General features: G+C 65.0%; 24 protein-coding genes and 1 tRNA gene. 2 read left to right on the forward strand and 23 right to left on the reverse strand.

From position 1 onward, the window contains the following. Positions 1–19 precede the first annotated feature (19 nt). Genes POM99_RS01615 through POM99_RS01655 form a run of 9 tightly spaced genes read right to left on the reverse strand, consistent with a single transcriptional unit; the run spans position 20 to position 8,154 of the window. Positions 20–190 carry a hypothetical protein gene (locus POM99_RS01615; protein ID WP_277275006.1) on the reverse strand — a complete coding sequence of 57 codons (171 nt, stop codon included), beginning with the start codon at positions 188–190 and terminating at the stop codon, positions 20–22. Beyond that, positions 187–954, reverse strand: coding sequence for an MBL fold metallo-hydrolase (locus POM99_RS01620; RefSeq protein ID WP_277275007.1), 768 nt, complete (start codon positions 952–954; stop codon positions 187–189). The genes POM99_RS01615 and POM99_RS01620 overlap by 4 nt, the downstream gene beginning before the upstream one ends. Then, on the reverse strand, positions 951–1,727 hold the full coding sequence (locus POM99_RS01625; RefSeq protein WP_277275008.1) for a TatD family hydrolase: 777 nt from the start codon (positions 1,725–1,727) through the stop codon (positions 951–953). Before POM99_RS01625 ends, POM99_RS01620 begins: the two co-directional genes overlap by 4 nt. Beyond that, complete coding sequence (gene metG, locus POM99_RS01630) at positions 1,727–3,289, reverse strand: methionine--tRNA ligase (RefSeq protein WP_277275010.1); 1,563 nt, start codon at positions 3,287–3,289, stop codon at positions 1,727–1,729. The genes POM99_RS01625 and metG overlap by 1 nt, the downstream gene beginning before the upstream one ends. A 27-nt stretch (positions 3,290–3,316) precedes the next feature. Next, on the reverse strand, positions 3,317–4,282 hold the full coding sequence (locus POM99_RS01635) for a DNA polymerase III delta subunit-related protein (protein ID WP_277275011.1): 966 nt from the start codon (positions 4,280–4,282) through the stop codon (positions 3,317–3,319). Beyond that, a complete protein-coding gene (gene tmk, locus POM99_RS01640; protein WP_277275013.1) occupies positions 4,279–4,899 on the reverse strand; it encodes a dTMP kinase in 621 nt (206 codons plus the stop codon). The genes POM99_RS01635 and tmk overlap by 4 nt, the downstream gene beginning before the upstream one ends. 8 nt (positions 4,900–4,907) lie before the next feature. Beyond that, entirely contained in the window at positions 4,908–6,080 is a 1,173-nt protein-coding gene (locus POM99_RS01645) for a D-alanyl-D-alanine carboxypeptidase family protein (RefSeq protein WP_277275015.1), read from the reverse strand. A gap of 51 nt (positions 6,081–6,131) precedes the next feature. Beyond that, positions 6,132–7,133, reverse strand: a complete 1,002-nt coding sequence (locus tag POM99_RS01650; protein WP_277275017.1) for an SPOR domain-containing protein — start codon at positions 7,131–7,133, stop codon at positions 6,132–6,134. Further along, positions 7,117–8,154: a lytic murein transglycosylase gene (locus POM99_RS01655; RefSeq protein WP_277275019.1), complete on the reverse strand. Its 1,038-nt coding sequence runs from the start codon at positions 8,152–8,154 to the stop codon at positions 7,117–7,119. The genes POM99_RS01650 and POM99_RS01655 overlap by 17 nt, the downstream gene beginning before the upstream one ends. A gap of 79 nt (positions 8,155–8,233) precedes the next feature. Here POM99_RS01655 and POM99_RS01660 point away from each other — a divergent pair. Then, positions 8,234–8,323 (forward strand) — tRNA-Ser (locus POM99_RS01660). Between the two features lie 15 nt (positions 8,324–8,338). Here POM99_RS01660 and POM99_RS01665 read toward each other — a convergent pair. The 6 genes from POM99_RS01665 to POM99_RS01690 all read right to left on the reverse strand — a co-directional run bounded on the left by POM99_RS01665 (position 8,339) and on the right by POM99_RS01690 (position 14,593). Beyond that, positions 8,339–8,515: a hypothetical protein gene (locus POM99_RS01665; protein ID WP_277275020.1), complete on the reverse strand. Its 177-nt coding sequence runs from the start codon at positions 8,513–8,515 to the stop codon at positions 8,339–8,341. 57 nt (positions 8,516–8,572) lie between these two features. Then, entirely contained in the window at positions 8,573–10,189 is a 1,617-nt protein-coding gene (locus POM99_RS01670; protein ID WP_277275022.1) for a M10 family metallopeptidase, read from the reverse strand. An 82-nt stretch (positions 10,190–10,271) separates the two neighbouring features. Next, entirely contained in the window at positions 10,272–11,462 is a 1,191-nt protein-coding gene (locus tag POM99_RS01675; protein ID WP_277275023.1) for a BaiN/RdsA family NAD(P)/FAD-dependent oxidoreductase, read from the reverse strand. Positions 11,463–11,502: 40 nt separating this feature from the next. Next, on the reverse strand, positions 11,503–11,667 hold the full coding sequence (locus POM99_RS01680) for a hypothetical protein (RefSeq protein ID WP_277275025.1): 165 nt from the start codon (positions 11,665–11,667) through the stop codon (positions 11,503–11,505). A gap of 68 nt (positions 11,668–11,735) precedes the next feature. Then, positions 11,736–13,151 (reverse strand): dihydrolipoyl dehydrogenase, encoded by a 1,416-nt coding sequence (gene lpdA / locus POM99_RS01685; RefSeq protein WP_277275026.1) that lies wholly within the window; start codon positions 13,149–13,151, stop codon positions 11,736–11,738. Between the two features lie 83 nt (positions 13,152–13,234). After that, entirely contained in the window at positions 13,235–14,593 is a 1,359-nt protein-coding gene (locus POM99_RS01690; protein ID WP_277275028.1) for a pyruvate dehydrogenase complex dihydrolipoamide acetyltransferase, read from the reverse strand. A 196-nt stretch (positions 14,594–14,789) separates the two neighbouring features. Between POM99_RS01690 and POM99_RS01695 the strand changes: the two genes are divergently transcribed. Next, positions 14,790–15,248, forward strand: coding sequence for a universal stress protein (locus POM99_RS01695; protein WP_277275030.1), 459 nt, complete (start codon positions 14,790–14,792; stop codon positions 15,246–15,248). Between the two features lie 3 nt (positions 15,249–15,251). On the opposite strand, the gene POM99_RS01700 is transcribed toward POM99_RS01695, so the two are convergent. The 8 genes from POM99_RS01700 to POM99_RS01735 form a co-directional block, all read right to left on the reverse strand. Beyond that, complete coding sequence (locus tag POM99_RS01700) at positions 15,252–17,534, reverse strand: ribonuclease R family protein (protein ID WP_277275032.1); 2,283 nt, start codon at positions 17,532–17,534, stop codon at positions 15,252–15,254. Between the two features lie 36 nt (positions 17,535–17,570). Then, positions 17,571–18,896 (reverse strand): M28 family peptidase, encoded by a 1,326-nt coding sequence (locus POM99_RS01705; protein ID WP_277275034.1) that lies wholly within the window; start codon positions 18,894–18,896, stop codon positions 17,571–17,573. Positions 18,897–18,971: 75 nt separating this feature from the next. Next, positions 18,972–20,534, reverse strand: coding sequence for a proline--tRNA ligase (proS, locus tag POM99_RS01710; RefSeq protein ID WP_277275036.1), 1,563 nt, complete (start codon positions 20,532–20,534; stop codon positions 18,972–18,974). Between the two features lie 69 nt (positions 20,535–20,603). Continuing rightward, entirely contained in the window at positions 20,604–21,158 is a 555-nt protein-coding gene (gene phaR / locus POM99_RS01715; protein WP_277275038.1) for a polyhydroxyalkanoate synthesis repressor PhaR, read from the reverse strand. Between the two features lie 87 nt (positions 21,159–21,245). Beyond that, positions 21,246–22,295, reverse strand: a complete 1,050-nt coding sequence (gene alr / locus POM99_RS01720; protein ID WP_277275081.1) for an alanine racemase — start codon at positions 22,293–22,295, stop codon at positions 21,246–21,248. Continuing rightward, positions 22,288–23,913, reverse strand: coding sequence for an MFS transporter (locus tag POM99_RS01725; RefSeq protein ID WP_277275039.1), 1,626 nt, complete (start codon positions 23,911–23,913; stop codon positions 22,288–22,290). Before POM99_RS01725 ends, alr begins: the two co-directional genes overlap by 8 nt. 52 nt (positions 23,914–23,965) lie before the next feature. Beyond that, positions 23,966–24,385: an iron-sulfur cluster assembly scaffold protein gene (locus POM99_RS01730; RefSeq protein WP_277275041.1), complete on the reverse strand. Its 420-nt coding sequence runs from the start codon at positions 24,383–24,385 to the stop codon at positions 23,966–23,968. Further along, on the reverse strand, positions 24,382–24,981 hold the full coding sequence (locus tag POM99_RS01735) for a CvpA family protein (RefSeq protein ID WP_277275043.1): 600 nt from the start codon (positions 24,979–24,981) through the stop codon (positions 24,382–24,384). The genes POM99_RS01730 and POM99_RS01735 overlap by 4 nt, the downstream gene beginning before the upstream one ends. Positions 24,982–24,984: the final 3 nt, after the last annotated feature.

Here is a 24,984-nt window from a genome sequence, read left to right on the forward strand (position 1 = left end):
TGCGTGTGCAGACAGACCCTCACTGCCGAAACCCGCGGAATAGCAAGGCTGCTGCCACAATGATTACCGCCCACACCAGCAGCATCATCCAACCACGGCCCGCCGTCAGTCTGCGCAGCTCGCCGTTCCGCAGCACGAGCACGAGTGCGATCGCGATGCCGACCGCAGCGACGATCTGGTCCGCGCTCACAGTGTCACTTCCATCCCGTCGTATCCCGGTTCGACATGCGGCGGCGTTTCGTCGCAAAGTGTCCGGTAATCCATCGACTTGTCGAGATGCGTCAGCACGGCATGTCCGGCGCGACATGCCTCGACCAGTTCCAGCGCCATGCCAAGATGCGCGTGCGTGGGATGCGGTTGCCGACGCAGGGCGTCGACAACAAGGACGTCAACGCGATCGAACAGCGCCACCATGTCACAGGTAATCACACTGAAATCTGTGGCGTAACCTATTGATTTTCCGCCCTGTTCAAAGCGGAATGCGGTCGACTGCGCTGGCCCGTGTGGCATCTGGCAATGGCTTACGCCGATGCCTGCCACCATCCGCACCCGGTCCAGGTTATCGAGGTTGCAGATGGTGTGATAGCCATGCTGCCCGGCAAAGACATAGCCGAAACGCTGGCGCAGGCGCCGCACGGTTTCATCAGCGGCATATCCCGGGATCGGTGCGCCACGGCCCATGCGCAGCGGTCGCAGGTCATCGATGCCATGCGTGTGATCGGCATGGTCATGCGTCCAGACGACGCCGTCGATACGGTCTATGCCGGTGCTGAGGAATTGTTGCCGCAGATCAGTGGGCGTATCGACAAGGATGCGCGAGCCGTCTTCGCCTTCGACCACGATGGCGACGCGGGTGCGCCGGTTGCGCGGCTCTTCCGGATCGCACTGGCCCCAATCGTTGCCGATGCGCGGAACGCCAGTGGACGTGCCGGAGCCGAGGACGACCAGCTTCACGCCGCAGCCTTCGCAAACAGTCTGAAGAAGTTTGCGCCGGTCACTTCATGCAAAGTCTCAACTTCCATGCCGCGCAGGCCGGCAACGAAGCGCGCGGTATCAGCCACGAAGGCCGGTTCGCACACTTTGCCGCGATGCGGCACCGGGGCCAGGAACGGAGCATCGGTTTCGACCAGAAGGCGATCCTGCGGAACCTCGGCAGCAAAGGCCTGCAAGTCCTTGGCATTCTTGAACGTAACGATGCCGGACAGCGAGATCGTGAGGCCAAGGTCGAGCATGGCCCGTCCGAATTCTGGCGAGGCGGTGAAGCAGTGGATCAGCGCGGGGAAGGCCCCCTTCCCCATCTCCTCGGCGATGATCCGCGCGGTATCTTCCTCAGCATCACGGGTGTGGATCACCAGCGGCAGCCCGGTTTCGCGCGCGACGGCGATGTGCACGCGGAACAGGTCCTGCTGCACCTGCCGGTCGGAGTGATCGTAGTAGTAATCAAGGCCGGTCTCACCGATGCCGATGACCCGGCTGTCCTGCGTCGCCTCAAGCAGCGCGGCGGCACCGAGATCGGCGTGCTGGTCGGCCTCGTGCGGATGGATGCCCACGGTGGCCCAGACGTCGCTTTCACGGTGCGCCGTGGCGACCACCGCAGCCCATTCGCTCTGGCGCGTGGAAATGTTGAGGAAGCCGCGCACACCGGTTTCCCGGGCGCGCGCCAGCACATCGGCCTGGCCTTCGACCAGCCCCTTGTAGTTCAGGTGGCAGTGCGAATCGATCAGCATCAGGCGGCGTCGTCCTCGGGCAGTTCGAGCCGCGGGAAGGCCGGCTGCGGGGCAGCGAGCCGCTCTCCGGTAGCGACGCGGGCCATGTACCAGTCCGCCTTGCCGAGATCCGCGATGCGCCGTTCGTCGGCCGGGATGCCGATCTGATCGAGCACGCGGTTGGCGGCCGTCGGCACAACCGGCAGGATGGCGATGGTCAGGTCGCGAATGGCCATGAACAGGCAAAGCAGCACGGCGCGCATCCGTTCCGGGTCGGTCTTGCGCAGGGCCCAGGGCGCCTGTTCATCGATATAGGCGTTGCAGGCGAAGACCGCGCGCATCCACGCCTCGATCCCGGCGGAGAAGTTCAGCGCCTCGAATTCGCGACGCAGGTCCACAGCGCAGGCTTCATGGACGGTTGCCAGCAGTGCATCGTCCGCCTCGGTCGTCGCAAAGGCCGCAAGTTGTCCATCCATATTCTTGAAGATCATCGACAAAGTACGCTGGACAAGATTGCCGTAGCTATTTGCCAGTTCGGCGTTGCAGCGCGTGACGATGGCATCGGGCGACCACGAACCATCCTGACCGAAGGCGACTTCGCGCATGAAGAAATAGCGCACGGTGTCCACCCCGAACCGGGTGGCAAGCTCGACCGGGTCAGTAACATTGCCGAGCGACTTCGATTCCTTCTGGCCGCGGTTGAGCAAGAAGCCATGGCCGAAGACCGCCTGCGGCACGGGCAGGCCCGCGCTCATCAGGAAGGCCGGCCAGTAAATGGTGTGGAAGCGGACGATATCCTTGCCAATCAGGTGCAGGTTTGCGGGCCAGAATTTTGAAAACATTTCGTTTTCATCCGGCCAGCCAAGCCCGGTAATGTAGTTGGTGAGCGCATCGACCCACACATACATCACGTGATTGTCGCTGCCCGGAACCTTGACCCCCCAATCGAAGCTGGTGCGCGAGACGGAAAGATCACGCAGGCCCTGGCTGACGAAGGCGGCCATCTCGTTGCGCCGGCTTTCCGGGCGGATGAAATCGGGATTGGATTCGTAGAGCGCCAGCAGTTTGTCGCCATAGGCGGAGAGGCGGAAGAACCAGGACTCCTCGACGGTCCATTCCACCGGCGTTCCCTGGGGGGAAAGCTTGGCGCCCCCTTCCCCGGCCACCAGCTCGCTTTCGTCGTAATAGGCTTCGTCGCGGACCGAGTACCAGCCTTCATAGCGGCTGAGATAGAGGTCGCCATTTGCCTCCATGCGCCGCCACAGTTCCTGCGAGGCCGCGTGGTGGGCTGCTTCGGTCGTCCGCTGGAACTTGTCGTAATCGACATTAAGAGCATCGCACATATCAATGAAATGCTGCGTCATTTCATCGGCAAGCTGCTTTGGCGTGACGCCCAGATCGCGCGCCTTCTGCGCCATCTTGAGACCATGTTCGTCGGTGCCGGTCTGCAACCGCACATCGCGGCCGAGCGACTTCATGAAGCGGGCGATGACGTCTGCCGCAATCGCCTCGTAGGCATGGCCTATATGCGGCTTGCCATTGGGGTAGGAGATGGCGGTGGTAATGTAATAAGGTTCGCCCATCGCGGCGGTACTTCCTTCGGAAAAACGCTAGCTGGCGCTCTCCCTAGTCCGCGCGACCGATGCCAGCAACCCGCCGATTTCCATGAGCAGCAGGGCTGCATCAAAGTTGTAGATCGGCGCCTGCGCGGCGATGGTGACAAGGCGGGCGTGCGCCTCCACCACGCGGGCGCGCGTGGGCTCGTCAACGCGGGGCAGCGACCGGACGAGGATCATGCGCGCGGACTCCAGCATCGCCTGGATGCGATCACGGTCCGGGCGCTGTCCTATGGCGGTGGCCAGCTCGCCACGCAGGGCGAAATCGGGATCGCCTTCCGTGACCAGGCGCTTCATGGCCGACCATGCCTTGCCAAGATCCTGTTCGGCGAAAGTGAGTGCGGCGCCGGGGGAGCCGTTGGAGACCGCCAGTGCCGCTTCGCGCGTTGCCGGATCAAGGCCCGGCGCGGCGGCATCGAGGGCGCGGGCCAGATCGCCCTCAGCCAGCGGATGGAAGCGCATGATCGTGCAGCGTGAACGGATGGTGGGCAGCAGGCGGCCGAGCTGGTGGACAACGAGCAGGAAGAACGTGCCCTGCGGCGGTTCCTCGAGGCTTTTCAGCAGGGCGTTGACCGAGCCTTTCTCGAGCTGGTCGGCCGCATCGATGATCACGGCGCGGCGGAGGCCCAGCGTGGGCCGGGTGACAAGTCGGCGCTGCATCTCGCGCACCTGATCGACGTTGATGTTCCGCTTGCGCAGATAGGGCCGGCCATCCTCCTTCTTCTTCGCCTCGTCATCGCTGTTGGGCAGCGGTTCGAGGAGGTGGATATCGGGGTGATGGCCCGGTGGCGGCTGCGGCACGCCGGGTTCGGCCACCAATTCGGCTGCGGCGGCAAGGGCGAAGGTCGCCTTGCCCAGCCCTTCGCGACCGGCAAGGATCCAGCCGTGATGCATGCGATGGCCCGCGAGCGCGGCGCGCCATTCGGCCCATTGCTGATCATGGCCGACGAGCGTGATCATGCGCGGTCAACCGCGGCGAGGATGCGGGCGTGGACGTCCTGCGGAGAACCGGACGCGTCGACCAGCGCGAAGCGGGCGGGATCGGCATCGGCAAAGCGATGGAAAGCGGCGGCGACGCGGGCGTGGTAATCCGCACTGCGCCCGCCGATGCGGTCTGCCCCATCGGGATCGCGCAGGGCCAACCGGGCCTGCGCCTCAGCCGGATCGACCGAGAGCAGGATCGTGAGATCGGGCAGGAGACCTTCGCTGCCAATGGCGTGCAGCGCCATGACATCATCATCCGAAAGGCCGCTGCCCCCGCCCTGATAGGCGCGCGAGGAATCGACGAAGCGATCGCACAGCACCCACGCGCCACGCGCCAAGGCAGGGCGGATCAGGCGGTCGACATGGTCGGCGCGGGCGGCGGCGAAGAGCAGCGCTTCGGCGCGCGGACCCCAGCCGGGGCCTTCGTTGGACAGCAGGAGGTTGCGGATCGCCTCGGCACCGGGGGTGCCGCCGGGTTCGCGCGTGGCGACGACTTCAAGGCCACGGGCGCGCAGCGCTTCGGCAAGGAGGCGGCCCTGCGTGGACTTGCCCGCCCCTTCCCCGCCTTCGAAGGCGATGAACCGGCCCGTCATCGGCCGGCTCATCGGCCAAGCATCCGCAGCAGGCCATTGCGCAGGCGCGAATAGAGACCGCCCTTGGGCACGTCGACCGCGGCAAGCAAGGGCACCTGTTCATCGGGTTGTCCGGGGGTGCGGACCAGCAGCGTGGCCACCGCCTCACCCTTGGCGATGGGGGCCTTGAGCGGGCCCTTGTAGCGGATGGAGACCTGAGGCTTCACGCCTGCGCCCCTTGGCGCAAGGAGTGCTGCGGGGTGCGGGGTGACGAGGGCCACGCTGCGATCAACCCCGCCCTGCACCTCGACCGTGCCGACCTGCGCGCCTGCGGGATAGAGCGGATGCGAATCCCACGCGGCAAATCCCCATTCGATGAAGGCGCGCGATTGCTGGGCGCGGTCGTTGGGCCTGTCATAGCCACCGACGACCATCATCAGCCGCCGCCCGTTGCGTTCTGCCGAGCCGACGAGGCCATAGCCGGCTTCGTTGGTGAAGCCGGTCTTCACCCCGTCTGCGCCCGCCGTGTGGCCATAGAGCGGGTTGTGGTTGGCCTGGGCGATGCCGTTCCATGTCATCCGGTCATGCCCGTAGAAGCGGCGGTAGAGTTCAGGGTGGCGGGTGATCAGCGCGATCGACAGCGTGGCAAGGTCTGCACCCGAGACATAGGTCTGGCCTTCGTCCATCCAGCCGTTGGGCGTGTTGTAGTGCGTGTCCTTCATGCCCAGCTTGCGCGCCTCGGCATTCATCATCGCGGTGAAGCCGGGGACGGAGCCGGCGATCCCTTCGGCCAGGACGACGCAGGCATCATTGGCGGAAACGGTGACGATGCCCTCCAGCAGATCGGCCACGCTGGTCTGGCTGTTGTTGGCAAGGAACATGGTGCTGCCGACGCCGTGCCACTTCCTGAAGGTTTCGGCCCGCATCGGAAAGGTCTGGTCGAGCCGCAGCCTGCCCTGCGCGATCAGTTCGAACGCGACATAGCTGGTCATGATCTTGGTGAGCGAAGCGGGCACGAAGCGGCGGTGCGACTGCCGTTCGAACAGCACGCGGCCGGAATTGACATCGACCATCAGGGCGATGGGCGCGGTGATCTCGGGCAGGACGGCGGGGTCTGCGGGCGCGATGCCGGGGGCCTGCGCCAGCGCCGGGGTGGCGGCCAGCGCAAACGACAGCAGGGCGGCAGGGAACTTGCGGTTCAAGCGGTATCCTCGGGCGCGATCCGTTACAGGTGGATCGCGCCGAAGGGCCGGTTACTGCCCGCGCACGATCCGCGCGTCGGCATAGCCCGAGCCGCGCGCCTTCGCCAGAGCGGCCTGCGCTTCCGCCGGGGATGAAGCGCCGATGCGCACGCGGAAATACTTGCCCGCCGGGCTGACGCTGCCGCCAACCTGCGCTGCGGCCTTCTCGGCGCGCTCGCGGGTGGAGAAGGCGCCGACCTGGACCGAAACGGCGGAGGTGGTGGCGGGCCTGGGGGCGGGCGGTTTGGGAGCGGGGGCCGGTTTGGGCTCCGGCTTCGGCGCTGGCTTCGGCGCCAGCTTCGCCTCAGGCTTGGGTTCAGCCTTCGGTTCCGGCTGTGGCGCGGCGACGGGGGGCTTGCCGACCGGCCTGGCCGGGATGCCGGCAGGGCGCGTGGTAGGCACGGGCGTCGTGACCGCCTTGGCGATCTCGTCAGGCAGCGGCGGGGGCGGCGGCACGGGCAGGCCGAGCTTGCGCTTCAGCGCGGCAAGCAGGCCCGGCGGCGTGTCCATGCGAGCAGGTACGGTCTGGCCGGCGCGAAGAAGAGCGCGCTCGGTTTCCGGCGGGTTGACGCGGCGGACGCGGACGGGGGAGCGGGATCCACCGGGCAGGCCAAGCTGGGCCCAAGCCCCTGCGGAAAGCTCCACCAACTGGTCCTTGCCTCCGGCCATCGGACCGCGCCGGTCCAGCCGGACAAGGATGGTGTGGCCGTTCTCGAGCGAGGTGACCTCGACATAGCAGGGCAGCGGCAGGGTGCGGTGCGAACCGGTTATGCCCGAACCATCGGTGGCGCTGGCATAGCCGACCGCGTCATAGTTCATCGTGTCGGCAGGGGTATAGGTGACGCCTTCGACCGTGAAGGGATCGCCGATGGTGACCGGGTAATCGCCCTGCGGGCCAGGCTGCGCCGAACCCGCGGGCATGCCCTGCGGCCCGGCCACGGCCTGTCCGGCAGGCAGGGCCAGCGCCGCGACGACCATCGCGGTTGAGGCAAGGAGGCTAGCGGCTGATTTCATCTGCAAGAAGTCCGACCGAGAGGGCGTAGAAGTTCGAGCAGTTGTAATCGAGGATAACCCTATAATTTCCGGTTAGCAGGTAGCCTGTCTTGCCGCGGCCATCGGGTTCGATCAGCGTGGCGAGCACATCGTCTGCCGGCCAGACGCCACTGTTGGGCGCAACGCCCATCGCGCGCCATTCGCGAATCGTCTTCCAGCCGCTGTGCCGGGCGAATACCTGCGGGCAGCGTGGGCTGGTGAGCCGGTTGGTCATCTGCCCGCGGTCCATCCCGGCAGGAACGCTGACCGCCACGCCCCAGGGCTGGCCCGGCCGCCAGCCGGCATCGCGGAAATAGTTTGCGATGGAGGCGAGCGTATCAGGGCGGCTCTGCCAGATATCGGCCAGGCCATCGCCATCGGCATCCTGCGCCACGCGCAGGTAGACGCTGGGCAGGAACTGCGGGTTGCCAAAGGCGCCGGCCCAGCTGCCCACCAGCTTCCACCGGGGCACGCCCCGATCGATCATCTTGAGCAGGGCGACGAATTCATCGGCGAACAGTTCGCGCCGCCGGCCTTCGTAGGCGAGCGTGGCGAGCGAGCGGGCAAGGTCGAAATCGCCGGTGTAGGCGCCATAATTGCTTTCGTGCCCCCAGATAGCCAGCACGACATTGCCCGGCACGCCATAGCGCCGCTCGATCTGGCCAAGCAGGCCGGCCGCATCGGCATATTGCCGCCTGCCCCGCCCGATCCGCACCGCATCGACATGGGTGCGGCGATAGGGTTCGAACGCGGGGATGCCGGACGAAGGCCCGCCGCCGGGCTGGCTGCGATCAAGCGAGATCACCTTGGGGCTGAAAGTCAAGCCGGAAGTGACTGAATTGATGGTCGATTCGCTGACACCATCAGCCCGCGCGCGCGCGGCGAGGAGTTGCAGGTATCCCTGGAAACCGGCCTCTTCGGAACCCTGTGCACAGGCCGGCAGGCCCGCAATGGCCAACAGGGACGCCAGCGCGGCGGCGGCAAATCGCTTCGTTGTATTCATCCCCTCGCTTGTCGCATGTGGCATCGCCGATGGGAATCCCCTTTGCGTCGGGCTGCAACCCGGCTATCGGCGCAACGACGGACAGGTGGCCGAGTGGTTTAAGGCAGCGGTCTTGAAAACCGCCGTGGGTGCAAGCTCACCGTGGGTTCGAATCCCACCCTGTCCGCCAATTTCCTGAAAATGATCAGTGAATCGAGCGGCGGAACAGGCCCATGGCCGCGCTGCCGAGCACGCCCCCAATGGCGAGGTGCGTGGCAACCGCATCCCATTGGCGAAACCGCATCCATTCCGCACCGGTGCGGAGCGAGCCCACGGCCAGACGGCCCATGGCAATGGCGGGAAGCAGGGCGATGGCTTTCATGCAGGACCTCTCCGGGGGTTTTGCGCTGGCAACGCCGCCCGTGCACCCCCGGTTCCGTCAGAGCACGAAGTCACCCGCCACGAGCGCCGGGCCCAGATCGAAACGGATCCAGAAGTCCGCCACCCCATCACCATTGGTGTCACCCTGCACATAACCCGTGCCCGACACGATCTCGTAGCGCAGTTCGCCCGCATGGTGGCCGAAAGCAGCGCTGCCGATGAAGGCGAAGGCATCGTTGCCAGTGCCGTTCAGCGTGTTGGCGTCAATGGCCGAGAGGTTGATGCGGTCATGCGCGGCATGGCTGAAGTCGGTGATCACGTCGGCGGTTGCGGCCGTAGAGCCACCGAAATCGCCGGGGCGGAAGATGAACTTGTCAGCCCCTGCCCCGCCAGTCATGACATCGCGGCCAATGCCGCCGATCAACTTGTCCGCACCATCCATGCCGTTCAGCGTGTCATCGCCTGCGCCGCCCGAAAGCACATTGGCAGCGGAATTGCCGTTGATGGTGTTAGCATCACGGCTGCCGGTGCCCCTGATCGCGGCGGAGCCGGTGAGGTTCAGCGTCTCGATATAGCGGGACATGGTCCAGCTGACGGAGCTGTTGACGGTGTCGCTGCCCTCGCCCGAACGTTCCTTCACGATGTCGCCGGTATTCTGGACAAAGTAGGCATCGTTGCCCGCGCCGCCGCGCAGGAAGTTGTTCGCGCTGTTGCCGGTGATGATATCGTTGCCGGCGCCCCCGGTGACATTCTCGACGATGCAGTCGAACGCGATGCCCAGGTTCTGGTCGAGCGTTGTGTTGGAAAAGCCCAGCGTGGAATAGGAGCCGGGCGTCAGGTCTACCGTGCAGCCCTTGGTGAAGTCGCTCAGGTCGATCGTGTCCTGTCCGCCGCCGTCCCAGATCGTGGCGAAGAAGGGATCGTTGCGGGTGTAAGTGTAGGTATCGTCGCCCGAATGGAAGGCGGTGTTGGCACCATAGATCTTCTGGATGGCGGCAATGTCATAAACCATCGGTGTTTCCACCAGATAGCGATAGTCGCCGATCGCCTTGTCATAGAACCAGACGTTGGCGGGGCTGGTATAGGACATGATGGTGTAGCGCTCGTTGTCGATCGCCGCAAAGTTGGTCTTGCCATCGTCGAACGGGTGCGCGAGGCCGAGCGCGTGGCCGATCTCGTGCATCATGGCCACATAGTTGAACGTGCCGACGCCGAAATCCTGTCCAATCTGGTCTGTGCCAATCCAGATGTCGCCGTGGCTGTTGTCTGCCCCGTCGCTGGTGATGAGGGTGTAACCCCAATAGCCGCCAGTGATCGCGGAACTGTAGGCGATGCGGATATCGCCCACTTGCCCGCCGGCGGTTTCCGTCACCTGGCTGAAGGTGAGATTGGCGACGTCGGCCCATGCCTGGAATGCGGCGGCAACGGCGGGCGCCTGTGCAGAGGAGATCGCGCCGGTCGTGGTCGCGGCGTTCTCGCCGTTTCCGTAATTTGCCTCGAACCTGCTGGCGACACCGTTGGCGAACGGTAAGCTGTAAGTGACGACGGTCTTGCCGTTGCTGACGGTGCTCCACGCGACGCGGAAGTAGTCCGTGGTGTCGTAAAGCAGGTCGACCAGCGTGTTGCCGCTCAGCGCGAAATCCCGGGTGACGGATGGATCGGTGTAGAATGCCACGAAGCTGCCTCCAGCCGGGCGGCGTGGGCGACCGGCGTTTCAGCGTTATATCCGGTGTCCTTTCCAGCAGGTGTATGAAAGGTCACAGGTTTGCCGCAGTGATCGCCTGTGCCGCCGCCCAGCCGCTGGCCCAGGCCCACTGGAAATTGTAGCCACCCAGCCACCCGGTGACATCCACCGCCTCACCGATAGCATGGAGGCCAGGCACCTTGCGCGCTTCCATGGTCTTTGATGAGAGTTCGGCGGTGCTGATGCCGCCTGCGGTCACCTCGGCCTTGGCGAAGCCTTCGCTGCCATTGGGGGTAAAGCGCCAGTCCGACAGGCGCTGTTCGGCAGAGCGGAGAGACTTGTCGGACGCACTGCCGAGTTCTCCCGCCACACCGAGCAGTTCATCAAGGCGAAGGGCGAGCCGTTCTGGCAGCGTTTCATTCAGCACGCGACGCAATTGGGTGCGCGGGCGGTCACGCTTGGCGGACAGGAGCCAACCGGGGGCTTTGTCGGGCAGGAAATCGATGCCGATGCTCTCACCATGCCGCCAATAGGAAGAGACCTGCAGAATCGCGGGTCCGGACAGGCCCTTGTGCGTGAACAGCGCCGCTTCACGAAAGCGCGCCTTGCCGGCGCTGGCGACGACCGGGGCCGATACGCCGGACAGCTCACGAAACAGCGCGTCTTCTCCGGCAAGGGTCAGCGGAACCAGCGCGGGCCGTGGCTGCACGACCTTCAGGCCGAAACGGCGGGCCAGATCATAGGCAAAGCCCGTTGCCCCCATCTTGGGGATCGAGGGCCCGCCCGTGGCGATGACGAGGCGAGGTGCGGCAAAGGCAACTTGCGCCGTTTCGACCCGGAAAAGCCCGTCTGAATAGTTAACTGCAGTGATTGCGTGGCCGCATCGCAGGTCCACGCCGCCTGCCCTGCATTCCGCCAACAGCATGCCTAGGATGTCGCGCGCCGAACTGTTGCAGAAAAGCTGGCCCAGCGTCTTTTCATGCCAGCCGATACCGTACCGTTCAACCAGCGCCAGGAAATCCTGCGCGGTATAGCGGCTGAGCGCCGATCGGGCGAAGTGCGGGTTATCTGACAGATAGCGTTCTGGCGCGGTGTGGATGTTGGTGAAGTTGCAGCGACCGCCGCCGGAAATCAGGATCTTCTTGCCGGGCGTATCGGCGTGATCGAGCACGAGTGCGCGCGCCCCGCCCTGCCCTGCAGTTGCCGCACAGAACAGCCCCGCCGCACCGGCGCCGAGAACAATCGCATCATGGGTAGGCTGCATCCCAGCGCTCTAGGGGCGGTGATGCCGGAAAGGAAGCGCCCTAGTGCTGCGCGCAGAGGCATTCCTCGGATTCAGGGATCAGGAACGCGGATTGGCGGGTGTCGGGCACGCGCTTGCGCTGCTGCGGCGGGCGCTGGCTTTGCGCCTCTTGCCGCTCATCCTGCCAGGAACGCGGATTGATGCTTTCGACGATCTCGAATTCCATGGGGAACATTGCCTCTCTCAATCCCGCAGAAACGGGCATGGAGGTGCAATGTTCCCCTTTTATTTCAGTTAGATGTGAAGTGCACGACCATAAGCGGCAAGCACCGATTCATGCATCGATTCGCTAATCGTCGGGTGCGGGAACACCGTGTGCATCAGCTCGGCCTCGGTGGTTTCCAGCGTCTTGCCAACGACAAAGCCCTGGATCATCTCGGTCACTTCGGCACCGATCATGTGCGCGCCCAGCAGTTCGCCGGTCTTTTCATCGAACACCGTCTTCACGAAGCCTTCGGACTCGCCGAGCGCAATCGCCTTGCCATTGCCGATGAAGGGGAATGTCCCGACCTTCACGCTGTAGCCCGCTTCCTTGGCCTTGGCCTCGGTCATGCCCACGCTGGCAATCTGTGGGTGGCAGTAGGTGCAGCCGGGAATGTTGGCGCGGTCCATCGGGTGCGGATGCACGTCCTTGTTACCCAGTTCGGCAGCAATGGCTTCGGCCGCGATCACGCCTTCGTGGCTCGCCTTGTGCGCCAGCCATGGGCCGTCGGTCACGTCACCGATCGCCCAGATTCCCGGCACGTTCGTCCGGCCATAGCCATCGGTCTTGATGTGATAGCGCTTGTCGGGCTCGATACGGCACTCTTCGAGACCGATGTTCTCGACATTCGGGACAATGCCGACAGCGACGATGACGTGGCTGAAATCGGCCTCCATCACGCTGCCATCCTTCTTGGTGATGGCGGCCTTCACGCCGTTCGGCCCCACGGTCAGCGACTTGACGCCGGCCTTGGTAAGGATGGTCATGCCCTGCTTCGCAAGCGCTTTTTCAAGGAAAGCGGAAACGTCTGCGTCTTCAACCGGAACAATCCGGTCCATCATCTCGACCACCGTGACGTTGGCGCCCATGTCGTTGTAGAAGCTGGCGAACTCGATGCCGATGGCGCCCGAGCCGATGACCAGCAGATTGCTTGGCATCTCCCTGGGAGTCATCGCGTGGCGATAGGTCCAGATGCGCTCGCCATCCGCCTTGGCGAAGGGAAGATCGCGCGCGCGCGCGCCCGTGGCAATGATGATGTGCTTGGCGGAAAGGGTCTCCGTGCCCTTTTCACCGGCCACTTCAAGCTGACCGGGGCCCTTCAGCTTGCCCAGCCCCATATGCACGGCGATCTTGTTCTTCTTCATCAGGTGCGTCACCCCCTGATTCAGCTGCTTGGCCACCCCGCGCGACCGTTTCACCACGGCATCCAGATCGGCCCGGATATTGTCGGCAGCCAAGCCATAGGCCGGTGCATGCTTCATCTGGTGGTATACTTCGGCGGACCGAAGCAGCGCCTTGGTGGGGATGCATCCCCAGTTAAGGCAGATGCCGCCCAGGTTCTCACGCTCGACGATGGCCGTCTTCAGGCCCAGCTGCGCGCAGCGGATTGCCGAGACATAGCCACCAGGGCCCGAACCGAGAACGATGACGTCGTATTGTTCAGCCACGCAAATGCTCCTTCAGGCCCTCTCTTGCGGCCCATGATCTAGCGACGGGCACGCCAGACCGCGCGCTCGTCAAAAGGACAGTCTCAGGCAACCAGGCCCAGCGGGTTCTCGATCAGGTTCTTGAACACCTGCATCAGTTCCGCACCATCGGCACCATCGATGGCGCGATGATCGAAGCTGCCGGTGGCAGACATCACGGTCGCAATGCCCAAGGCACCGTCGACGACATAGGGGCGCTGCTCGCCTGCACCCACGGCCATGATCATGGCCTGCGGGGGGTTGATCACAGCATCAAAGCTCTTGATCCCGAACATGCCGAGGTTGGAGAGCGAAGCCGTGCCGCCCTGGTATTCGTGCGGCTGCAGCTTGCCTTCACGCGCCTTGCCCGCCAGCACCTTCATCTCGGTTGCGATCGCCGAAATCGACTTGGCACCGGCATCAACGATGATCGGCGTGATCAGCCCCGATGGCGCGGCCACCGCGACGGAGATGTCTGCGCGCTTGAAGCTGCGCAGCTCGTCGCCGGCAAAGCTGACGTTGCACTTGGGCACCTGCACCAGCGCCTTGGCCAGCGCCTTGATTATGAGGTCGTTGACCGAGAGCTTCACGCCCTGCGCTTCCAGCGCCTTGTTCAGCTGGCTGCGCAGCTTGAGCAGGGCATCGAGCTGGATATCCACGGTGAGGTAGATGTGCGGAATGGTCTGCTTTGCCTCGGTCAGGCGGCGCGCGATGGTCTTGCGCACGTTGTTGAGCTTGGCGGCTTCGTAGGGAATGCCGAAGTCCGGCACTGCGGCCGCAGCCGCCGGAGCCGACGCAGGCTTTGCAGCAGGCGCGGCACTCGCCGCAGGCGATGCCGGGGCCGGAGTGCTGGCAGCCGGCGCAGCCGATGCAGCCGATGGGACAGATTCAGACAGATCGGCCTTGACGATCCGCCCGTTGGGGCCCGAGCCCTTGACGCCGGCGAGGTCGATACCCTTTTCCGACGCGATGCGCTTTGCCAGCGGGCTGGCGACGACACGGCCATCCTGCAACGCAGGCTTCGCAGCGGCTGGTGCGGGGGCAGCAGCCGGAGCCGGAGCCGGAGACGCAGCCTGGGGCGCAGCCGCAGCCGGAGCCGGAGACGCAGCGGCAGGTGCAGCGACCTTCGCCACAGGGGCGGGCTCAGCCTTGGCCGAAGGGGCGGTTGAGCTGGCGTCTTCGTCTTCGCCGGCCAGCGTTGCGATCACGGTGCCCACTTTCACGCCTTCACGGCCTTCGGACACGTCGATCGAGAGGATCGTGCCTTCGTCTACAGCTTCGAACTCCATGGTCGCCTTGTCGGTCTCGATCTCCGCGAGAATGTCTCCGGACTTCACCTTGTCACCGGCTTTCACCAGCCACTTGGCCAGAGTGCCCTCCTCCATGGTGGGCGACAGGGCAGGCATCTTGATCGCAATCGGCATGACAGGATTTCCGTTCTGGTGTTTTACTTGACGAAAAATAACCATATCGGTCATTCTCGCGACGTTTGGCTGCGGCGCCATTTCGCCATGCTGGCCGCAGGGGTCAAGCACAATGGCGCTTGCCCTGCATACGAATTATGCCATCACAGTTGAGATGGGGGGCAATCTTGCCCGCTTGGAGAGGCGGAACCGGCACATGGGGCAGCGGGTATACCTGGTCATCATGGATGAATCGTACGAGGCCGGGCTGGCGCTGCGCTTCGCCGCAAGACGCGCGGTGCGGACCGGCGGCACCGTGCATATCCTGTCGCTGGTGCCGCGGCAGGAGTTCGTGGCGTTCGGCGGGGTGCAGGCCACCATCGAGCAGGAAGCGCATGACCGCGCCGAAGTGCTGGCCACCACGGCGGCGGGCAGCATCGCCACCGAATCCGGTCTGACCCCGCTGATTTCCGTGCGCAGTGGCGATGGCCCGCAGGTGGTGCGCGAATATCTGGCCGAACACCCGGAGGTTTCCGCACTGGTGCTCGGCGCGGCGGCTGACAACGCGCCGGGCCCCCTCACCACGCACTTCACCGCGCACGCGGGCAACCTGCCCTGCGTGCTGATGATCGTCCCCGGCGCGATTGCCGAGGACCGCATCGACGAAGTCAGCTGATTCTCAGCGCTTCTTGCCCTGGTGGCGGATGTTGCCGGGCCGGCCGCGCTTGCCCTGCAGGAACTTGCCCTTCGGCTTGGGCTTGCCTTCGAAGCGCCCACCACGCTGCTCGATCCGGCGCACGCCTTCGGCAATGTCCACGGGTTCGAACTTCAGCGCACCGGTCAGCGGGTTCGCCTCGGCCAGCCGCAGCTTCAGAATCATCCCCATGGCGAATTCCTCGCCACTTTGTTCACCAATCAGGCGTTGGGCCTTTTCGTCATAGCCAAAACGTTCGGCCCCCAGCGTGGAGATCGGCACCAGACCATCCCCGCCCAGCCCGATGATCGTGGCGAACAGGCCGAACTTCTGCACACCGGTGATGCGCGTGTCGAACACTTCGCCCACCCGGCCTGAAAGCCATGCCGCGACATAGCGGTCGATGGTCTCGCGCTCGGCCTCCATCGCGCGGCGCTCGGCCATGCTGATCGCCTCGCTCACCCGCGCCAGATCGTCGCGGTCACGGTCGGATAGCCCCGATGTGGGCGGCACGGCGCCGCCCGTCACCCGTGGCTGCTCAAGGTCATAGGCATCGACCAGCGCGCGGTGGACAAGCAGGTCAGAATAGCGGCGGATGGGTGACGTGAAGTGGGCATAGCTGCCCAGCGACAGGCCGAAGTGCCCCGCGTTGCGCGGCCCGTAATAGGCCTGGGTCTGGCTGCGCAGGACTGCTTCCATCACCAGGGCTTTTTCCGCCTCGTCGGTCACGTCCTTCAACATGCGGTTAAACAGCGATGGCGTGATGACCTGCCCCAGCGCCAGCTTGCGCCCGAAGGTGGCAAGATAGTCCTTCAGCGCGACCAGCTTTTCGCGCGTCGGCGGCTCGTGGATGCGGTAGACCACCGGGGCGACCTTGGCCTCCAGTGCCTTGGCCGCCGCCACGTTGGCCGCGATCATGAAGTCTTCCACCACGCGGTGCGCATCCAGCCGTTCGCGGATCGCCACTTCGGCGATCTTGCCCTGCGCATCCAGCACCACACGCCGTTCGGGAAGCTCCAGTTCCAGCGGATCGCGCGCATGCCGCGCCTTTTCGAGCAGGCGCCACGCAGCCCACAGGTTCTGCAGGTGCGCCTCAGCCTCGCCCGAATTGATGCGGCGCTGCGCCTCTTCATAGGCGATCACTTCGGCAATCCGCACCAGTGCCCGGGTGAAGCGCCAGCCCGTGACGCAGCCTTCGGCATCGATGGTCAGGTGGCAGGCCATCGCCGCCCGATCGGCACCCGATTTCAACGAGCAGACGTCAGCGCTCAGCACTTCGGGCAGCATCGGCACCACGCGGTCAGGGAAATAGACCGAGTTGCCCCGCTTGCGCGCCTCGCGGTCCAGCTTGCCGCCGGGGCGGACGTAAAAGCTGACATCGGCAATGGCCACGATTGCCCGGAATCCGCCCTGCCCGTCCGGCTCGGCCCAGATCGCGTCGTCGTGGTCGCGCGCATCGCTGGGATCGATCGCCACGATCGGCACGTGGCGCAAGTCCTCGCGGTGCTCCTCGCTCAGCGGCAACGCGGCGGCTTTTTCCGCCTCGTCCAGCGCTTCCTGCGGGAAAGCGAACGGAATGCCGTGCTTGTGGATGGCGATCAGGCTGAACGCACGCGGGGCGAGCGGATCACCCAGTACGTCGGTGACCTTCATGCCAGCGCGTGGAGATTTGCCCGCAGGCTCCGCCAGCACAAGCTGTCCCGGTTCCGCGCCGCCAAGATCGGACACCGGCATCGAATTGCGCACCCGCTTGTCAACCGGCGCAAGCCAGCCCTTGCCCGTGCCGTCAAGTTCGATCACGCCGAGCAACTGCTCCTCGCGCACCGCCAGCTTCTTCATCGGATGGGCCACCCAGCCCTTGCCCGCTTCCTCGGTCCGCGCCAGCACACGGTCTCCGCGCTTCAGCGCCGCCTCGCGCGTGCGTGCCCGGCCCTTGGGCTCGATCAGCCGTATGCGCGGCGGCGGGGTGGCGTCGTCGGGCTGCCAGCTATCGGGAATGGCATAGACATCACCCTCGTCGATATCCACCACGCGCAGCACCGTCACGCGTGGCACGCCACCCAGGCGATGGAAGGCGCTGCGGTTGCCATCGATCAGGCCTTCCTCGGCCATGTCTTTCAACAACGCCTTCAGCGCGATCTTCTCCGTGCCCTTGATGCCAAAGGCCTTGGCGATCTCGCGCTTGCCCGCGGGCTCCTCGCTGTTAGCGATGAAGTCCAGCACCTGCTGGCGTGTGGGGAGTCCCTGCGGATATTGCGTCTTGGCCATGGGGCGCATGTGGTCGCTTGGCCCCGGAAAGGCAACCTAAGGTTTGGAAGCCCATGGTTCAAACGCCCCGCCCGGCAGGGCCGAAGCAATCGGGCTTTCGGCCCCGTTGGTCCCGATGGCGCTGACGCCGAAGAACCAGTCGTCGCCCCGCACGCCTTCCAGCTTGGCGGATGTCTCGGTGGTTCGGTCGATCACGCGCTCTTCCCAGCCCGGTGCATCGGTCCGTCGCCGCCACACCGAATAGGCCACCGCGCCCGGGACCGGCTTCCATGTCAAATCGGTCCAGGTCTGAACCGCCGCCTTCGATGTCGCCACCGGCGGCATCGGCGCTGTGACCAGCGCGGCCAGGCCGCGCACGTTCAGCCGCACCACCTTGGCAAGATACGGAAAATCCATCTGGTCGATGGTGTCACCAAAAGGCTTGCCGTTCTCCACCCGCACGTCCTGGTGCTGGTGGTCATAGTTCTCGATCGCCACAGTGAATCGCACTGCGGGGATGCCCGCATCCTCGAACGGCAGATGGTCCCCGCCCCGCCCCATGCGATCAGCACGCCACACTTGCCGCACTGCCAAGCCCGCTCCGTCCGCAGAACCAAGCCCGGCCAGCCAGCGTGAGAGGTTGCGTGAAGGGCTGTCGTTCTCCCCGCCGTCGCGGCGCTGCGCCCTGCGCAGGGGATCGTCCGCATCGGCCCGCGGCCCTTCGGAGAAGACGCGCACATGGGCATCGTCCACCAGGCCATCAGAGCCGCGCGAGTTGCCGACGATGTCGTTGTTGAACACTGCCTTCACCGTCCAGCCCTGCGCCTTGGCATAGTCGGCCAGCAGTTTTCCGCCATAAAGGCCCTGCTCCTCGCCCGAGAGCACGGCATAGACGATGGTGGTGGGGAACTTCTGCGTGGACAGCACCCGCGCTGCCTCGAGTACCAGCGCGGTGCCCGATCCGTCGTCGTTGGCCCCCGGCGCATCCTTCAGCGCATCCATTGCATCGGAATTGCGGCTGTCGATGTGGCCCTGCACGATCACCACTTCGTTGGGCCGCTCGGTGCCGCGCTGAATCGCGACAACATCCACCAACCGTGTCGGATTGGGTACCCGATCGCCGGACACCGTCGTTTCAGGCAGCACGATTTCCAGACAGTCGCCACAAGCCTTCCCGGTCTTGCGAAACTCCGCCTCAGCCCATTTGCGTGCCGCACCGATGCCGCGCTTCCTGTCCGTCTGGCTGGACAGCGTGTGCCGGGTGCCGAACGCGACGAGTCGCTCCACATCCGCGCGCAGTCTCGCTTCCGAGATCGCGTCTTCTGGGGCAGCAATGGCGGGCGAGGCGCAAAACGCCGTAGCCACAAGGAGAAGCCGTTTCATCCCCGAACCTTACCCTGCGATACCGGTAGGGCAAGGGGTGGGACGGCGTATGCCCCTATGTGACTTCGCCTATGTTCAATAGGCCCGTGCAATCAGGATGCGCTCAACCGCAGGCTCACCCGTGAACGGGCACGAGCCCGAGACCGGTTCGCCGCCCATCGGTGTGTTGCGGATCGTCAGTTTCAACGCCTTGAGCTGCTCGACAACCTTGTCCAGCGCCGCCCCGGTCGGCTTGCTCCAGACCATCTCGACCCACCCCGGGAACTTGCGGTCCTCGGCAAAATAGGTGGCAAGGCCGGCCGGATCGGTCACCCCGCGTTCGATCTGCGCATCACGGCGATCGCGCGCCTCGGCAAACAGCGCATTCTGGATCGCTTCCAGTTCGCCCACCGCGCTTTCAACGAACGCATCACGCGCCATCGCGGCGAAATTGACCTTGCCGTCCTGGCGCCACAGGCGATCGCGGCGCAGCGCGGAAACCTGCCCGCCCTCGGCATCCCGCCCGCCGATCTCCAGGATCAAAGGCACGCCCTTCTTCACCCAGGCCCAGCGCTTCTGCGTGGCCTTGCCCGGCCGCTTGTCCAGCAGCACGCGCACGCGCTCGCCGAACGCGTTCTGCTTCGCCAGCGATGCACGCAGTTCCTCGCAGTAGGCCAGCAATGCCTCATCGCCATCATTGTCACGCAACATCGGCAGGATCACGATCTGCTGCGGCGCCACCTGCGGCGGGGTGCGCAACCCGTCATCGTCGCCATGCGTCATGATCACGCCGCCGATCAGGCGGGTGGAAACGCCCCAGCTGGTCGTGTGGGCCAGCGTCTGCTGCCCCTCCTTGTCCTGATAACGGATGCCGGCCGCTTCCGCGAAAGTGGTGCCGAGGTAATGCGAGGTGCCGGCCTGCAGCGCCTTGCCATCCTGCATCATCGCCTCGATCGAGAACGTTTCGACCGCGCCGGGGAAGCGTTCGTTCTCAGGCTTCGGCCCGGCGATCACCGGCATGGCGAGCACGTCTTCGGCAAAGCTGCGGTACATTTCCAGCGCGCGCAGTGTTTCGGTCATCGCGTCGGCCTCGTCGGCGTGGGCGGTATGGCCTTCCTGCCACAGGAACTCGCTGGTGCGCAGGAACATGCGGGTGCGCATTTCCCAGCGGACAACGTTGGCCCACTGGTTGGTCAGCAGCGGCAGGTCGCGCCAGCTCTGCACCCAGCGCGCCATTGCCGCGCCAATCACCGTTTCTGAGGTGGGGCGCACCACCAGCGGCTCTTCCAGCTTCGCTTCGGGATCGGGCACGAGCCCACCCTTGCCGTCCTGGATCAGGCGATGGTGCGTGACCACCGCCATTTCCTTGGCAAAGCCTTCAACGTGTTCGGCTTCCTTGGCGAAGTAGGAAAGCGGGATGAACAGCGGGAAATAGCAGTTTTCGACGCCCGCTTCCTTGATGCGCTCGTCCATCAGCTTCTGGATGCGTTCCCAGATGCCATAGCCCCAGGGCTTGATCACCATGCAGCCGCGCACGCCCGATTCCTCGGCAAGCTCGGCCTCGGCGATCACCGCCTGGTACCACTGGGCGAAGTCATCCTCGCGCTTGACGTTCAGCGCGTGGCGGATGGCGGACTGCTGGTTCTTCGGCTGGTTCATGCCCTGCCGGTTAGGGTTCCCGCGGGATTCGGGCAACCCGGATTTGAACCGGGCAGGCCCGAAGGGCGCTTACTTGGAAAGCTGGTCCAGCTTCTTCTGCATCTCGGCCATCTGCTGGCGCAGCGCGGCCAGCTCGTCGCCACCTTCGGCAGCCGGCTTGTCGTCCTCGCGCGCTGTGGCGCCCGGCACAAACGCGGCGGCGGCAGCCTTGAACATTTCCATGTTGCGCTGCGCGATCTGGGCCAGCGGGTTGGACCCGATGCTGTCCTCGATCGCCTTGCGCAGCTTCACCTGGTTTTCGCGGAAGTGATCCATCGACGCTTCGAGATAGCCGGGCAGCAGCGCCTGCATCGAATTGCCGTACATCGAGATCAGCTGGCGCAGGAAGTTGGTCGGCAGCATTTGCTCGCCGGTCGCTTCCTCTTCCATGATGATCTGGGTCAGGATCGAATGGGTCAGATCATCGCCCGTCTTGGCATCGATCACTTTGAAATCGACGTTGTCCTTCACCATCTGGGCGAGGTGGTCGAGCGTGATGTAGCTCGACGTGCGCGTGTTGTAGAGGCGACGGTTCGCGTACTTCTTGATGATGACCGCTTCGCCGTCTTTAGCCTGATTCGCCATGTTTTACGCGCCCTCACTGGGTGTTTCCCGCAGGCTTAGCAGATGCAGCATGTGCAGCGCAATAAACGTTACCTGACAGGATGAAATTCATGTGAAACGCGCAAATCTGCGGCCCATCAGTGTCAGCAGTTCATATTGCGAAAGGCCGCTCGCACGCGCGGCATCGGGCAGGTTGTAATACGCCTGCAACCAGTCACCTTCGCCACAGTCGTCCGCCCCGGTCAGGTCAACGATGGTCATGTCCATCGACACCCGGCCCAGCACGGGCAGCCGGCACCCCTGCCACAGGAAATGCCCCTTCCCTCCCGACCAGGTGCGCAAGTACCCGTCGGCATAGCCTACGGCGATAACGCCCGCGCGGATCGGTCGGTCTGCGGTGAAGGTGGCATTGTAACCCACCTGGTCTCCGACCTGCAGCGTCCGCACCTGAATGACGGCCGCCTCGGGATGCGCGACCTGTGCAATCCGACCCACAAACTCGCCACGCGGGATCCCGCCATACAATGCGATGCCGGGACGGGTGACGTCCGCATGATAGGCGCTGCCAAGGCCGATCCCGGCGCTGTTGGCCAGGCTGTATCGCCGCGCCCGCACTTGCGCCCGCACCTCGGCAAAGCGGGCCAACTGCGCGGCATTTTGCGCAACGTCCTCGTCCGCGCTGGCCAGATGGCTCAGGCACGTGTCGATCTGCAGTCCCTGCAGCAGCGGATCGCCAAGCGCAGCCATCGGCAGGCCAAGGCGGTTCATGCCCGTATCCACCATCACGTCACAGGCCCCGCCGCCAGCCTCGCGCCAGCGCCGCACCTGCTCCAGCGAATTGAGCACCGTCCGCACGCCGGTGGCCCTGGCATAGCCAACGTCGGCATGGTTCATCGGCCCGTGCAGCACGGAGATCCCTGCCCCGGGCACGTGGCGCAGCACTTCGGGCACTTCCTGCCAATGCGCCACGAACCAGTCTGCGCACCCTGCCTCGGCCAGCACCGGCACCACCTGTGCCGCGCCCAGGCCATAGGCGTCGGCCTTCACCGCCGCTCCGGCCCGTGCCGCGCCGCTCATGACATCCAGCGTCTTCCAGTTTGCGGCCAGCGCGCCCGCATCGAGTCGCAGCCGCAGCGCTGCAGGAGGAAGGTCAGGCATCGTCACCGAATTCTCGCGGCAATCCGCCCTTCAGGCCCCAGGCCGCAACCACGAAGGCCACCAGCACCACGACCCACGTGTACCACAGCCCGGCATAGGGATCGCCCGTCCGCGCCACGATCAGCGTGGAGATGAACGGCAGGAACCCGCCGAAGTAACCGGTGCCGATGTGATAGGGGATCGACATCGAGGAGTAGCGGATGCGTGGCGGGAACATCTCGGCCAGCAGCGCCGCCACCGGGCCATAAGTCGCGCCCGACATCGCCATCAGCAGCACCAGTCCCGCCACCACAAGTACGGCCTGTCCCAGGGTCGGCTGAACCTTGCCCAGGTCATAGCCTGCGGTCGCCAGCTTTTCCTGCAGCGCAGCAACGCGCGCCTTCTTGTCGGTCCAGGGATAGCCATCGAGCGGGATCGCCTGGGCGCCCGCCGTCAGCGTCAACGCCGGGGCATTGCGAAGGTCATAGGCCACGCCCGAGGCTGTCAGGTCCGACAGCAGCCGCGCGCAGTCGGTCTTCTGATCAATGGCGAAAGTGCTGTAGGCGCAATCGGGGCCGCTCACCACCACCGGCGCCTTGCGCGCCATCTCGGCCAGGTGCGGGTTCGCAGCGCCGCCAATCAGCCAGAACGCCGGGAACAGCAGCGCCAGCGTGGCGAGATAGCCCAGCACGATCGGCTTCTTGCGCCCCACTTTGTCCGAAAGGCTGCCAAACAGCAGGTTGAAAGGCATGCCCAGAACGCAGGCGAGCCCGACGAGGATTTCCGCCGTGGTGTCCTCCACCCGCATCGCCTTCAGGAACGAAAGGCCGCTGAACATCGCGGTGTACCATATCACCGTAAGCCCCGCAGCCACGCCGAACAGCGCCACGAACAGGCGGCGCGGATTGCCGGGATAAGTCATGCTCTCGACAAAAGGATTGCCGGCGATCTCCCCCTGTTCCTTCATCGCCTTGAACACCGGGCTTTCCGAAAGCTTCAGCCGCATCCACAGCGACACCGCCAACAGCGCGAGGCTGACGATGAATGGCACGCGCCAGCCCCATTCCTTCCAGGTTTCCTCGGTCATCCCCGCCTTGCACGAAAGCACCACCAGCAGGCTCAGCACGAAGCCGCCCATCACCGATGCCTGGATGAAGCTGGTGTAGAAGCCGCGCCGGCCTGGCGTGGAATGTTCCGCGACATAGACGGCCGCGCCACCATATTCCCCGCCCAGCGCCAGCCCTTGCAGGATGCGCAGCACGATCACGATGGCAGGCGCGGCATAGCCGATGGTCGCCGCCGAGGGGACCAGCCCCACGCCTGCCGTCGCCACGCCCATCAGCAGTACTGTGACGAGGAAGGTATACTTGCGGCCCAGCCTGTCACCAAGAAAGCCGAACAGCACGGCGCCCAGCGGGCGGAAACCGAAGCCTACCGCAAAGACCAGCCAGAACAGCAGCATTTCCAGCGTGGCGTTGCCCGTGGGAAAGAACGCTTTCGACAGGATTGATCCCAGCGTGCCGTAGATGAAGAAATCATACCATTCGAACACGGTGCCCATCGAGGACGCGGCGATGACCAGGCGGATTTCGCCCGCGCTTGGTGCCGGTCCTTGATGGCTTGTTGCTGCCGTCGTCATATTGGCTGGTCTCTCCCCGTCGGTCGGGTTCGCTCTAGCGAAGGCTTGGCGATCAGGAAAGCGCCGCGAGCGCGGCATCCCACGCCAGCACGATCGCACCGTGCCGTCCCGGATAATCGCGCGCCGCTTCAATCAGGTGCAGCCCGGGCCAGTCGGGCAAGGGGCCATCGCCGGCCAGCCACGCGCCGATCTGCGCACGCGCTGCGGCGATGTGCTCGCGATTGCGGCCGACCGCACCCGTGGCAAAGGCATGGGCCGCCGCCTGGCCCACTGCGCAGGCATGGGGTCGCAACCCGATCCGCATGATCCGTCCCTCGCCGTCCAAGGACAGCGCCATGGCAATGGTGCTGCCACAGGAACGCGACCGCGCATCCCCTTGCAGCGGCAGTGCCTCGTCCCACGGGAAAGCCGCCAGCCCGGCGGCCGCAGCCAGGATCTCGGGCGTGTAGAGCGCCCGCGCGCCGCTGCTCACTCGGCCGCTGCCTTTCGGTGCCGCGGGGCCTTGTGCTTGGTCTTGACCGCCGGCGTCGCATCGTCGGCGGGCGTGGAAGCATCGGCATCCGCAGCCTTCACGGCCTCCTCACGCCGATCCTCGATCATCGTCATCAGTTCCGAACTCGATGCATTGAGGAAGGGGTAGGTCCGTCCGAGCGTGATCCAGGTCGGCCGCCCCTTCACCCCCCACACCACGTCATAGGCGAAAACGACAATCGAGAAGGCCAGCACCATCAGCACGAAGCCTTTCACCGCGCCAAAGCCGAAGCCGAGCACGCGGTCGATCGGCCCGAGCAGCGATCCCCGGCTCGCCTCACCGAATTGCCGCGCCACGAAGCGGGTAACAAGATACGGCACCAGCATCAGCAATACGAAGGCAAGGATGCCTGCCCCGGTCTCGGTCTTGAGGTGCGTTTCCAGCCACAGGGTCAGCGGTTCGTGCGCATAGTGGACTGCCAGCATGGCAAGGCACCACGCGGCTAGTGACAGCACTTCCTCCACGAATCCGCGGAAAAAGCCGCCCACGGCGCAGACCGCCACCACAAGGAAAACGACATAATCGAAGCCGGTCATAAG

Source organism: Novosphingobium cyanobacteriorum (assembly GCF_029436685.1).
Taxonomy (GTDB): domain Bacteria; phylum Pseudomonadota; class Alphaproteobacteria; order Sphingomonadales; family Sphingomonadaceae; genus Novosphingobium; species Novosphingobium cyanobacteriorum.